The 13,553-nt window shown below is 45.8% G+C and carries 7 protein-coding genes and 1 pseudogene; 2 read left to right on the top strand and 6 right to left on the bottom strand.

What is annotated here, in order from left to right; all coding sequences use genetic code 11:
• Positions 1-29: 29 nt before the first annotated feature.
• The 5 genes and pseudogenes from NST33_RS15800 to NST33_RS15780 form a co-directional block, all read right to left on the bottom strand.
• On the bottom strand, positions 30-1,436 hold the full coding sequence (locus NST33_RS15800) for a glycoside-pentoside-hexuronide (GPH):cation symporter (RefSeq protein WP_221821358.1): 1,407 nt from the start codon (positions 1,434-1,436) through the stop codon (positions 30-32).
• Positions 1,437-1,725: 289 nt separating this feature from the next.
• Positions 1,726-2,499 carry a glucose 1-dehydrogenase gene (locus tag NST33_RS15795; protein WP_313771463.1) on the bottom strand — a complete coding sequence of 258 codons (774 nt, stop codon included), beginning with the start codon at positions 2,497-2,499 and terminating at the stop codon, positions 1,726-1,728.
• A 533-nt stretch (positions 2,500-3,032) separates the two neighbouring features.
• Positions 3,033-3,146, bottom strand: a pseudogene (locus NST33_RS15790) (alpha/beta hydrolase); the annotation flags it as partial.
• A 639-nt stretch (positions 3,147-3,785) separates the two neighbouring features.
• Positions 3,786-6,626, bottom strand: a complete 2,841-nt coding sequence (locus NST33_RS15785; protein WP_221821356.1) for an alpha-L-rhamnosidase — start codon at positions 6,624-6,626, stop codon at positions 3,786-3,788.
• Between the two features lie 52 nt (positions 6,627-6,678).
• Complete coding sequence (locus tag NST33_RS15780) at positions 6,679-8,325, bottom strand: extracellular solute-binding protein (RefSeq protein WP_221821355.1); 1,647 nt, start codon at positions 8,323-8,325, stop codon at positions 6,679-6,681.
• Between the two features lie 192 nt (positions 8,326-8,517).
• Here NST33_RS15780 and NST33_RS15775 point away from each other — a divergent pair, with 192 nt between their 5' ends.
• Together NST33_RS15775 and NST33_RS15770 are read left to right on the top strand one after the other, a co-directional pair.
• Entirely contained in the window at positions 8,518-10,200 is a 1,683-nt protein-coding gene (locus tag NST33_RS15775) for a histidine kinase (RefSeq protein ID WP_047843168.1), read from the top strand.
• 60 nt (positions 10,201-10,260) lie between these two features.
• A complete protein-coding gene (locus NST33_RS15770) occupies positions 10,261-10,911 on the top strand; it encodes a TetR/AcrR family transcriptional regulator (protein ID WP_313771462.1) in 651 nt (216 codons plus the stop codon).
• A 190-nt stretch (positions 10,912-11,101) separates the two neighbouring features.
• On the opposite strand, the gene NST33_RS15765 is transcribed toward NST33_RS15770, so the two are convergent.
• Positions 11,102-13,384 (bottom strand): glycoside hydrolase family 3 C-terminal domain-containing protein, encoded by a 2,283-nt coding sequence (locus NST33_RS15765; protein WP_221821750.1) that lies wholly within the window; start codon positions 13,382-13,384, stop codon positions 11,102-11,104.
• Positions 13,385-13,553: the final 169 nt, after the last annotated feature.

Below are 13,553 nucleotides of genomic sequence, written 5' to 3'. Positions count from 1 at the left end.
TGGCTGTGTGTAAGGACACTTAAATCTTGTTATGCCTTTCTTCTACCTTCAAGCTCTCTAATAATCGTTGGATATTCCTTGTCCAGCTTGTTTTTGTAAAGGAATACTACAAGAAGAATGAATACAACAATGGGGACGTATATATTCAACGCGATGATGGCCTGCTTTGCTCCTTCTCCTTGGGTTGTAGCTTGTTCGACATATCCTCCTAGCGCGAGGAACCATCCAATCATTGCTGTGCCAATGGCTGTGCCTACTTTTGAACCGAAACCGATGACACTATTCGTTAAACCAACAAGTCTTTTGTTAAATTTCCATTCGCCGTATTCAATCGTGTCTGTGACCATTGCTCCACCTACTGCCATTAGCGGAATTGTACCAAGCGTTTGGAAGATAGAACAGATCAGACCCAATGTAATGCTCTCGGGAGCGACTAACCGAACGGCTGCTCCGAGGAGTCCGATTAATATACCGCCGAGGGCTGTATTTCGCTTGCCATAACGTTTGATGAATGGTCCGGACAAGGCAAATCCGATAATAACCGGAATCAAACCAATAGCACCCATAATGCCGATCAGGCTTACATTGCCCCAAATATATTTGGCATAATAACTTCCTGCTGCCACGCCCAGAGCAAACAAAATGCTAGCGAGAGCCATTACGAAGAACATATATACCCAGTATTTATTGGCAAAGAGTAATTTCAGTCCTTCACGAATCGGCGTTTTATCCTGAAACATGCCAAGCTCATCCAATTGAACATTGTTGTACTTTTCCCTATTGGACAGGAATGAAATGAAAATCCCGATTGCTGCAACACCAGCAAAAATTGATGCGAGCAACGTCCAGTCACTTCTGCTATTGCCCATGGCTGTAACGATTGGAACAAATGCAACGGCAACAACCATACCTGCCAGATACCCGCTGCTTGAACGGATAATACCCATTAAGGAACGCTCGTAACTGTTACGCGTTGTTAACGCCATCAAACTGTTATATGGAATCGAGGTTGGAGTAAACACCAAAATGTAGAATACAAGATTCGTAATAATCGCATATATAATTTTGCCTGTAGAACTTATATCCGGCACGGAAAACATTAAGAATAATGAGATGAACATTGGAATGGTCATCCATAACAACCAGGGACGAGCTTGCCCATACTTGGTTTTGGTCCGATCCACCAGTACACCCATACCGATGTCTGCAAACGCATCCAAAACTTTGGTAAGCAGCATTACCGTACCGACTACAGCGGCAGACACGCCAACGACATCCGTATAATAATACGTGATCAAACCCAACAATCCACTTGAAATGTTTAACCCGAACTGTCCCATTGAATCGCCAATTAACTTTTTCGTTGGTATTTCCCGGGGTGGCTGAGCCGGCGTATTATCTACTTTAATATGCTGCTCGTTCACTGCAACTCCCATAACACTCGCCTCCGTTACTCTTCATGTTGAATTTCTCTTCCTCTTCTATACTTTCATTTTATGTCCTGGCATATATAACAGATATAGCGCATTGTTAAGATCAAATAACGCAATCCAAACAGAAGGTATTCCTGCTGTTTGAACGACAAAAAAACTGACTCAGGTATACTGAATCAGTTTTTGGTCCATCTGTTTTATGCACGATTCTTATGAATAAAATGAACCGAAATAGATCAGGAATCGGCTTTAAAATCGCTAGAACCATGTTCGAAAGACTTGCTGTTACTCCTTAAAGTGTCAATCCACCGTCTGCTACAAGGATAGAGCCTGTCATATAACTGGAGCCGTCCGATGCCAGGAATGCTACGAGTTCAGCCAGCTCCTCTGGCTCCGCAAAACGCCCAATTCTCATATTTGGGAATTCTTCGGGCATATAATCGCTTTCTTGTAACATTTGCGGAACAGCTGCGGTCAGCGAAGTGGCTACACCCCCAGGGCAGATAGCATTTACCCGAATGCCCTTTCTGACGTACTCAATCGCTGCTGCTTTTGTCAATCCGGCAACACCGTGTTTACTCGCTGTATAAGCGGCCAGACTGTGCTCAGCTCGAAGCGCCGTGGTTGATGCTGTATTTATCACATGACCGTAACCTTGTTGAACCATCACGTTGAGAGCGTGCTTCATCCCCAGGAAGATCCCCTTCAAGTTGACGTCAATGATACGGGAGAAATCGTTCAGGGATGTTTCATGGAAAGGCTGGAACTTCTGAATGATTCCTGCATTGTTGAACGCGACATCGATTTTACCAAATGTTTCAATTGCTTTTTGAATATAGTTTTCTACATCCTCTTCCTTGGATACATCAGCTTGAACAAAGATGCCCTCGCCATCCTGCTCCTTCACAAGCGCAAGTGTCTCTTCCCCTGTTGTTACATTGTAATCCACCAGAACGAGCTTGGCTCCTCTCGATGCCATCAACACTGCACTAGCTCGGCCAATACCGCTACCAGCGCCTGTGATGGTAATCACTTTGCCTGCAAACGAATCGGAGTTGGTATTCACAGCTTTGCTCGCTTTAGGAGCCTCTGCAGATTCGAAGGTTACGTTAGCAAGATCCGCTTTCAGTGCGGACAAAATGTCTTCTGGCAGATCGACCTGTGGAACGGCTGCGAGTTGATCCAGCGTAAAATGGGAAGCCATTTTGAATGATGGCTCGTTAATGAATTCAGGTAGATGTTTGGTAAGCAATGTTGTTGCTTCATCATTATTCAATAGTTCCGAAATTTTAATGTTTTCATTGTAAGTTGTCATAGTTGTTTCCTCCAAATTTCATTTTGATAGTTTTACTATTATATTGATATAAATACTATCATTTTGTGTCTTTTTTTGCAATTCGTCATTTTAATAGATTAGGAACGAGCCCGAAAATGGCTAAAGGACTTATTCTGTTTATGCTGTGTTTCCTCCAGTGTTATGTCACCGAAATAGTCTTTAGCCCATCGTTAAGCTGCTTCTGCTCTTCCTCGGTTAACAGGTTCCACGCCTGGAACGGGCGCAGGAAAAATATCACTCATCTCCTCCAGAATACAAGGATAACCAAGAATCATTGCATTAGGCCGAGTGGAACCCATCGTCCCCAAAGCTGCAGCAAGATGGCCCCCTGCGGAGAAGCCGCATACCGCTACTTTTTGAGGATCCAGTCCGCACTGTTGGCCCGCTTGAGTGTCAACGCTTCCTCCGTATCATTCAATGGTTTTGGAAATACAGCATGCTGATTGAGTGAATTTCACAGGATAAAGACTTGATAACCTTCAGCCAAAAATGCCGTAGCAAACGGGTTCAGCTTCTCGATCAGAACAAGCTCTATATCCTCCACCTGGAAGCACAAGTACCGCTGGCCGCTTTTTGGTATTTGCCAGCTCGGGTGAAGAATCCAACAGGTAGAGTGGATTGACATGGCCAAAAGGATACTTCTATTGTAGATTTCAAGTGAGACGATCGACTATAACGCGATACAAAGATCGTGTAGCGTAATTCAAGCCCATTGCTAGTCAAAGACAAAGAAAAAACCGCGAAATCGCGGTTAAGTAGGGCTATCCTCTCGTATTATGATTATTGGCCTTCCGTGTGATATCAAATGCATCCGGGTCAGCGAACTGATTCTCATCCCGGTTGACTGAGGAACAAAGAGCATGTCGCCCTTACGGATGTGCTTGCCACCGAATTCGACATCCTCGGTAGCCCAGCGAATATTACTCACCTCAGCAGGCCATCGGTTTGAGATGATTTGCATTTAAAGAAACGTCATCGTGTTTCGTTTTCGTCGTATCTACGAGCAATGATTTATTCTATACGATTTGAATGGTCTCCAGCTTGAGATCGAGCTGGTCAAGTTCTTCCTCTGGCGTACTGAACGAAGGATAGGTGGATAGATCACGCAAGCTTGCTTCCCCCATCGGGCCAATTGTCCCCGGGTCCAGCGAAGCCAGCACCGGTGAAAGCTCGTGCAGCATACTCCGGCTATGCTCGTTACGAAGCAGTACATTCAGAGGTGTACGGGTGCTTAACGTTTGTTTGTATGGCACGGATGGTACATAAATAAAATCATACGTGCCACTCACCACTTCGATGATCACTTCATCTTCAACCTGAACGACAATCAGGCCTGTATCCGAAAGTGTAATTCCGTTCATCATCACCTGATCAACCACGGCGCGTGGCAGCTTGATCGTTGCTGTTGCATTAAATGGAACAGAGAAGCTTAAATACAGCTTACCTGCTTCATCAAACCTCCATTCACTGCAATAAGTTCCTGCAGCGGTGTCAATGCGACCTTTAGTCCACTGGATTCTGAAATCAGGCATCGGTGCCAGCAGTGCATGGCGGAAGCCAGGTCGATCCTCTACTGGATTGATCCCCGCCATATGACGATACATCCATTCAACAACGGCACCATAGGCATAGTGATTAAGCGAGTTCATACCATTTTCACTGATTGTACCATCTGGCAAAATGGAGTTCCAACGCTCCCAGATTGTTGTTGCTCCCATATTGACCGCATACAGCCAGCTTGGGTAATCATCATTGAGCAGAAGCGTATAGGCGATATCATTGCTTCCATATGCTGATAGAACCCGGTTCAAATACGGCGTACCTACAAAGCCAGTTCTCAAGTGGTTCTGATCCTTGCGTACACGCAAGCGAATAGCTTCTGCAATCCGTGCTTTATGTTGCTCAGGAACGAGATCCATATACAACGCTATAGCGTATGCGGTCTGTGTATCTACTGCCAGACGTCCATTCGCAGTAAAGTATTCCTTCACAATTGCAGCTCTAACCTCTTGCGCCAACTGGTCATAGGATGCGGCAAGATCATGATGTCCAAGTACTTTGGCAGCCTTGGCTACGATATCTGAAGAATAGGCATAGTAGGCTGAGGCAATAAAGTAATTATCTGTTCCCCCCATTGGAGAGTTCGGATCATCCCCATCTAGCGCAAGCCAGTCACCAAAGTGAAAACCTATCGCCCATAAACGTGTACTACCGGATTCGTCATCCGAACGCTTGATGTAATCTACCCATGTCTTCATGCTGTCAAACTGCTGCTCCAGAATGGATGGGTCCCCGGAATGCAGATACGTGTTCCACGGAATAATGGTTGCCGCATCTCCCCAGGCGCTGGACCCTCCGCCCTGCACACGTCCAACCGGAATGACCATCGGAACCATACCGTTCCGATCCTCTTGTTCCATCCACAGATCATATCCATACTTGTTAAAAAAGGCATACGTATCCATATTGTAATTTGCTGTACCGGAGAATACCTGTGCATCCCCTGTCCAGCCCATGCGCTCATCGCGCTGTGGACAATCGGTAGGGGTATCTAGGAAGTTTCCCTTTTGCCCCCAGAGTGCATTTTCGAACAAACGATTCACGCCAGCATGACTGGTTTCTAAATACCCGGTACGTTCCATATCCGAGTAAACCACACAGCCTGTGAAGTCATTCAGATCCAGTTCGCCTGCCCAGCCTTCAACCTTAACATATCGGAAACCGTAAAATGTGAAATACGGACGCACAATAGCTTCTTCACCGTTTGCTGTATAGATGTACTCCGCCTTAGCCGAGCGAAGGTTCTCCCGGTAGAAATTGCCTTTCTGCAACACTTCGCCATATTGCAAATGGATGACCGTTCCGCTTGGTGCCGTAGTACGGAATTGCAGCCAGCCTACCATATTCTGGCCCATATCAATGACCGTTTCTCCCGCAGGCGTGGTCAAAATTTCGATCGGCTTCAAGGTTTCCTTGATCACGACCGGAAGACTTTTTCTTGCTTGTAAAAGCTCATACCCCATTTCACTTTCCCGAACTGGATAAATCTCAGTCACGTCCAGCGTGGCATCATAGATTTCTCCGTCATAGATGTTACCATCCACAACATTCGAGCGGGTGGCATGCCAGGACAGATCTGAAGGGACAACAACTTCTGTTCCATCCGTATACGTAATCACCAGCTCGGACAGCAATGCAAAATGATCACCATACAAATTGGCAGTGGTATCTCCTTCAAAACCAAACCGTCCCTTATACCAGCCATTCCCCAAACGGACATCTATCGCGTTGGACCCTTCTTGCAGCAGGTCGGTAATATCGTAAGTTTGATACTGAAGCCATTTGTGATAGGCATTATAATGAGGGGCCAAGTACTCATCCCCAGCCTTGACTCCGTTTAGTTCCAATTCGTATACTCCCAAACCACAGATGTACGCCCGTGCTTTGGCGATGGGACCTTTGACTTCGAACGTTTTCTGGAGGACTGGATGAATCGTCGGTTCCAGTTCAGGTGTAATCCACTTTGCTGTCCATGGTTCATCCTGCTTAGCCGTTTCAAACCAGGCCGTTTCACTGGTCGCCTTTTCCCCAAGCTCATTCCATAATCGAACTCTCCAGAAGTAACGCGTCCGTGCAGCCAGTTCCAGATCCGGAGAATACGCGAGCGAATCAATATCCTCTGTTATTCCACTATCAAATACAAGTTCTGTAAAAGATTCATCCAGTGCAATTTCTACCTGTGCGGCGATCTGCGTTGTCGCTGTCGTATCCGTAACGGTATAAGAAAAGGTTGGCTTGGTTACCGCAAAACCGAGCGGATTAGTGATGTGATTTGTTTTCATATGAGTAATGTTCATCGATGAAACCTCCCCTTGTCGATTACCTTTCGGAACGTTTAACCATCCTGCTTTAAGGCCGAGTCTGCGCCAATTGGTACCATTCATTCACTTCTTCCGTGATTTTTCTTCCGCCTGAATCCATCCATTTTTTCACGAACTCATCAAAAATGGTGAGTGGCTCCTCTCCATAAATAATGGAGTTGAAGGTGTCCAGTTCCATTTTTTGCAAATAAGTGTTTCGAGCTTGCATTGTTTTTGTCGGGGGCCCCTGAAACAGATTGACTCGATCAATCTGCCGCTGCCTGGTCTCTACAACATTTGCCTTCATAATGGGATACTGCTTCTCATCCTTAGGGTCAATTCCCATACTGAACAAAATGGCGCGATCATGAGAGCTGAGCCCTTCTCGCTTGCCCATTTTCAGAAGAGCTGCTCTGAATCGGGAAGGGTAACTCGCATATTGTCCCATGAGGGTATATTTGAACGTTATCACTTTCCCCCCGGGAATATCGCGGCTGTCACTATCCACCGAACCATCCGGGTTCAGTACATAATCATATCCATTCTGATAGGCACTCAGATACAACGGATTATTCGTCACCGTAGCCTCATACAGATAGTTCTGATACTTAAAAAAAGCCTGCAAGGCTTCTTCAGAAATGTTTGCGCTGATCATTAAAGCCCCGCTGTAAGAGTTTCCTTTGAATCTCGCTGTGGTTCCGTCCATTCCTGCAGGAATCGGATAAGGCACAAACTCAGCCTTCGGATCCTTTTCATTAAGTTGTTGCAGCGGATAATCTCCAAACCAGCGTGGACCAGCTACCATGCCAACTTTGCCATCAAAGATATTTTTATTGACCTGATTGAAGTCCTGCAGAGCTATGTTATTGCTCACATATCCTTTTTTCTTCCAGTCTTGCAGTTTTGCCAGTGCGGTTTTGATCTGAGGCTGGATACTTCCGTACACGAGATTGCCCTGTACATTCTTGCTCCATATACTTGGAATCGCTCCATACGCACCAAATACCCAGGATATGTCTCCGATAGGCGAGGCCAGATACTGGTCCTTGATTGCAAAATCAATACCGTAGGTATTCTGTACGCCATCACCGTCTGGATCATCATAGGTAAAGGCCTTCATTACACTTTCCAGTTCGTCAAGATTGCTTGGTGCCTTCAGGTTCAGATAATCTAGCCAATCCTTGCGAATCCAAAGTACGGACTGCGAGGCTTGCTCCGTAATGATCGGAATCGCCATCCGTTTCCCGTCAATCTCAAAAGGCTTCCATGCTTCTGGCACTTCAGCCATAGCCGCTTTCCAAGTGGATGATGCATATCGATCAAAGGCTTGTCCAGCGTCCAACAGTTTGCCTGAGATCATAAATCCATTGACTGTGTCCATGACATTGGATGAGAACACGTCAGGTAACGTATTGTCAGCAGAGAGCATTAATCGAAGCTTCATATCATAGTCATCGACAGGAGCACTCCATTGGGTCCGAATATCCACGCCAAGCGTTTCTCTGGCCCAACGGATATGTACATTATCGGTAGCAGTTTCGCCATTTTTGTAGATGGTGGTTGGATCATTCATTTTGACTGTTGTTACGATCACACCTGTTTTTACAGGCATAGGCTCTTGTGCTTTACCACTGCATGCGGCGGTAAACAGAATCAAACAAGCAACAGAAAGAAACAGGTATATTTTGCTACTCATGTGCGAAATGCACTCCTTCATCTAATTCATCTTCATCATATCGTGCCAGTTATACAGTCGAAATAACGCTTTTTCAACATTAGATAATTCATTCTTAACCTTCATCTATATTACATTCCAAATCACTTGTATTTCATCCAATGCCAGCCTACAATAAGGTGAATTTACATCGTTGGCAGGAGGCGTTAAGGGTTGAAAAAGAAATACAGGACCTTTATGAACATAGTGGCCATCACGCTGATTATGCTTGTCGCCGTCCTGGTCATGTATACCTTCTCGGTTCAATCCAGTCTGGATACCGTTCAAAAGGATATTGAAACCAACAATCTCAATCGAGTGCAGTTTGTCGTTAACTCACTCGATCAGAGCATAAATCGGCTGAATATGTTATCCATCTCCATGGAAACGGACAATTCTATTGCACTGCTGCGATCCATTGACGTGATGAGTTCCTTTGAGCAGGTACAGTTGATTCAAAATGTTGCTGTGAGAGTCAATTTGCAAAGTTTGTCCGAGGGATGGAATAACAAAATATCGGTCTACTCGGTTCTGTTGAATCAATGGATCATTTCTTCGGAGTTAGATATGAAGACTCCCTCTGTAGATTCACTGAAATCAGGCTGGAACTATGATGCAGCTACAGCTAAATATTATAAATACAAGGTCAGTCCACAGATCATTATTCGGTTGGAGTTCCCGCGCAGCAATCTGGAGGATATAGTTGAGAACTCACATCAGAGCGAGAATGAGACGTTATTCTATAAACCGGACGAGCAATTGATTACTCGCAAAGAGGCTAATTCCATTACCCCTCTCATCATGAAGGAGCTAACCGGTCATCTACAACCATCCTCCGGTACAGAAACCGTTTCGGTTAACGGAGCCCAGTACATTGTCAATTATGTGTACTCTCATCAGCTCGGTTGGTATTTAATTGATTTTATGCCTCTTGATAAAGCGTTACAGCCTATACGAATGACCCAATTCTGGTTTTACTCTGCCTGTGTCATGCTGTTTATGGCGGGGGTCACGATTATTGTTGTTCTTTTCCGCAAGGTACAGATCCCCATACTTGCTCTGTTAAAAGGTGTTCGTCTTTTGAAGCATGGCGACTTCTCTTATCGTATTCAGCGGCAGAGCGGTAATGAATTTGATTACTTATATGGTCAATTCAACGACATGGCCGGACAGATTGAGGATTTGATTGAAAAGGTATACAAGGAAAAAATCGTAGCTCGTGAAGCGGTGCTGAAACAGCTACAAGCCCAGATTAATCCTCACTTTTTATATAATTGTCTCTTTTTCATTAATAATATGACAAGATTGGGCAATGAGGAAGCGGTTACTGCCATGACCCAGAACTTGGCTGAATATTTCAGGTACACCACACGCCTTGACGAGCCGATGACCTGTTTGGAAAAAGAGTTGGGTATCGTTCGCAATTACCTTGAGATACAGAGCTTACGCATGGACCGTCTCTCTTATCAGATTGAGCTACCGGACGAGCTAAGATCTGTCCCGATTCCCAAACTACTCATTCAGCCTTTGGTGGAAAACAGCATCATCCATGGCATAGAAGCCAAGTGGGATTCCGGTTCCATTCATATCACCGTTGAGCGCACGGAACACGGGCTCTGTATTGTGGTTGACGACGACGGGAAAGGCATGACGGAGGAAGAAATTAATGCACTTAAGGCCAGAATATCCGAGCCGCCTGTGGACACGATGGGATGTGCACTCTGGAATATTGCGGAGCGTCTGCGCATTCAGGACGCTACCCATTCGGGTATCCAGTTTGAACAGAGTCCCCTTGGAGGCATGCGTGTCCGATTAAACTGGTCGCTCGCCAATTGGCAGAATGAATCCTTACGTTGACAGAAAAGAGTCTAGTTTGATAGCATAGTTTGAGTTCATTCCAACAAGGAGGTTTTTACAATAGAACCCCGTCAAAGGCTTCAACAAGAGCGCAGTGACCTCAAAACAAGAAGACGAGCAGCTATAATTGAAGCAGCTAAAATTGCTTTTTTGAATAAAGGCTTCGAGCAAGCGACCATGCAGGATATTGCGGACGAGGCAATACTGGGGGTGGCAACAATCTTCCGCTACTTTCCGCGGAAAGAGCAGCTTATTGTTGCCGTAGCATCAGATATTGTTCAGTCCGAGGTTCTGGTATTCTCCGATATTATCAGAGGTGAAGGCACCTGCTACGACAAGCTTGGCCGCCTTTTCGACTCGCTAGTTTTTTTCCAGCAGGTAGAAAGCCAGCAAAGCTCCAAATTAATAGAAGCGTTTGAGTGTTACGTCGCAATGTCCAAGTCCCCGTTGGAGGATATCGAGATGTATCATTCTAACTATCAACAGATTATTATGCTTTGTGCAGAGCTGGCTGAGCTTGGTCAAAAGGATGGATCTGTTCGTAACGATGCCAATGTGGTTGAAACGATTAACACGATGATTAATGTCTTTGGCAACTTCTCCAAAAAAACAGCGATGCTCAATGGCATTGAAGCCTTCCAAACAAAAGTGGACGAAGCCGAGCAATTTAATATCCTCAAGAACATATTTTTGGATCATCTCAAGTCCTGAATAGCGGTTCCGATTTTAAGATATAACTGATAGCTGTGCTATGAGGACCGCTGTGAGATCAGATGGAGCAGCCCTCTCGATGATGTGTACATCCTGAATACATCTTATAACATCCTTAGATGGAAAACGCCTATAAGTCATGACTTATAGGCGTTTTTGAGCGTTTTATAGTTGAAGCAGAAGTTTGATTTTACTGACGAACAGCCGCATTTAATCCAGCAAGCAACTGGGAAAGAGTTTCCTCCGTGAAAGCCCCTCCCGTAAACGGAATCAACGAACGAAGCGGCATGTATTTCATGGTTGCCTGAATCATTTCGGAGGATATCGCATCGGATTGTGCCTCTTCCGTTCCCTCTGGAACCAGTCCCTGTAATTGACTCATGACAGCCATCGTTTTTGGATTGGCGAGCAGCTCACCCAGCGTTGTATTACGGTCAAAGGTAGGTACTGGCCCGGTTGTTGTGGACTCCACGTTGACCGTCTGTTGCAGGAGAATGGAACGAGAGGATGAGCCAATCAAAATATCATAGGAACCGCTCTCTACATGCCAGTCCTTCAAATCAACATTATAATAGGCAAAGCTGCGTTTATCCAGTGTGAAGGAAACGCTGCCCTCAGCGTCCGGCTCCAGTCCGATTTTGGCAAATCCCTTCAATTCCTTGTCCGGACGACTTACTACGGTTTGCTGATCCCGCACATACAATTGCACAACCTCTTGACCGTAACGAGTGCCTGTGTTTCGAATCGTAACAGTTACCGTAACCCGATCCGTATCCTTGAACTGTGTATCGTTCAGATTCAGACCGGTATATTCAAACTGTGTATAGCTCAATCCGTAACCAAACGGGAACAACGGTTCAATACCCTTACGATCATAGTAACGATAACCAACATATATGCCTTCACGGTATTCCACACGATCTCCGTCCCCGGGGAAAAACAGAGCCGAAGGGTTATGATGCACCGATTGCGGGAACGTTTCCGCCAGCTTACCGCTTGGGTTGGTTTCTCCGAACAACAGATCCGCCATGGCTCCTCCAGTTGCCTGACCGCCCAGATACGCCTCCAGTACTGCCTTCACATCATCAAGCCATGGCATCACAATTGGTGATCCATTGCTTAATACGACAACAAGGTTAGGCTGCTCTGAGGCAACGGCTTTGATTAGCGCCGATTGGTTAGCGGGGATGTCCATGTGAGACCGGTCATATCCTTCCGATTCATAGCGGTCAGGCAGACCAATGAACAGCACAGCGACTTCCGCTGCCTTGGCCGCCTCGACGGCTTCCTCCATCAATAGCGGGTCACTTTCATCTGAAGCAAGCTTGTAGCCCTCAGCATAAGTCACCGATGCATCCGCTTCAGCAAGTAAAACTATCTGTTCATAAGGGTTATCCAGTTGAGTAGGATGGATATGCGAACTGCCGCCGCCCTGATATCTGACCTTCTGAGCTAGCTCTCCGATAACGGCAATGCGGCTATTCTTGCTCAGCGGAAGAATATCGTCCTCGTTTTTCAACAAAACCATTGTTTCTCCTGCTACCTCTCTGGCAATCTGATGATGCTGCTCAGAATCAAAGGTTGCTTCTGGACGTTTATGCTCTGCCGTCTTGAAAATAACAGCTAACAACCTCTCCACGGATTGATCAAGCTTTTCTTCGGATAACTCGCCGCCATTCACCGCCTCCACAATTTTACGTGGTCCTTCTCCGTTGGAAGAAGGCATTTCCAGTCCAAGTCCCGCGGCGATGCTGGCTGCGATCTCATTCACTGCGGACCAGTCTGTCACAACAAAGCCCTCATGTCCCCATTCTTCCTTCAGAATGGTATTCAGCAAATATTCATTCTCCGACGCATACGTTCCATTCACTCTATTGTAAGAAGACATTACTGTCCATGGCTGCGCTTGCTTGACCGCCTTCTCAAACCCGGTAAGATAGATTTCTCTTAACGTCCGCTCGTCGACCACCGCATCGGTAGTCATTCGGCGATGCTCCTGATTGTTCACTGCAAAATGCTTAAGTGAGGTTCCCACACCCTGGCTTTGCACACCTGAAATATGAGATGCTGCCAGTTCACCCGTCAGGTAAGGGTCCTCTGAGAAATATTCGAAGTTGCGCCCGCATAACGGGGAACGCTTGATGTTCGCCCCTGGGCCGAGCAGAATGGCGACATCCTCCGCTTGCGCCTCTTTACCAATTGTTTCTCCGACAAGTTGAACGAGATCCCGGTTCCAGGAGCTGGCCAACCCAACCGCCGATGGAAAACAAGTGGAGGGAACACTTCCATTCAGTCCCAAATGGTCGGCATCACCTGCTTGCTTGCGTAATCCATGAGGACCATCAGTCATCATAATGGATGGAATATCCAAACGTTCTATAGCATGCGTTGTCCAAAAGCTGCTACCTGAGCATAGTGTTGCCTTTTCGTTTAAAGTTAACTGTTTCACGATTTGCTTGATATCACGATTCATCATCCAGACACTCCTTCATCTATCGGCAGGTATCCTTGACATGCAAAACGGTTATGTAAGGTCCCGCATAATATTGTTTTAGTTCTCTTTTTAATAATACTGTCTCGTTGAATGACATGAAATAGCGCTTTCTTAATGTGATATAACGCAATCTGAATACAAAGAAAGC

It is taken from the genome of Paenibacillus sp. FSL L8-0435, assembly GCF_037965655.1.
GTDB lineage: Bacteria > Bacillota > Bacilli > Paenibacillales > Paenibacillaceae > Paenibacillus.
Note: the sequence above shows the minus strand (reverse complement) of the source record. Positions and strands in the feature narration are given on the sequence as shown.

Bases quoted from the DNA above. Each gene is read 5' to 3' on its own strand.
- NST33_RS15800 (WP_221821358.1), bottom strand. From the start codon at position 1,436: ATGGGAGTTGCAGTGAACGAGCAGCATATTAAAGTAGATAATACGCCG.
- NST33_RS15785 (WP_221821356.1), bottom strand. From the start codon at position 6,626: ATGAACATTACTCATATGAAAACAAATCACATCACTAATCCGCTCGGT.
- NST33_RS15780 (WP_221821355.1), bottom strand. From the start codon at position 8,325: ATGAGTAGCAAAATATACCTGTTTCTTTCTGTTGCTTGTTTGATTCTG.
- NST33_RS15765 (WP_221821750.1), bottom strand. From the start codon at position 13,384: ATGAATCGTGATATCAAGCAAATCGTGAAACAGTTAACTTTAAACGAA.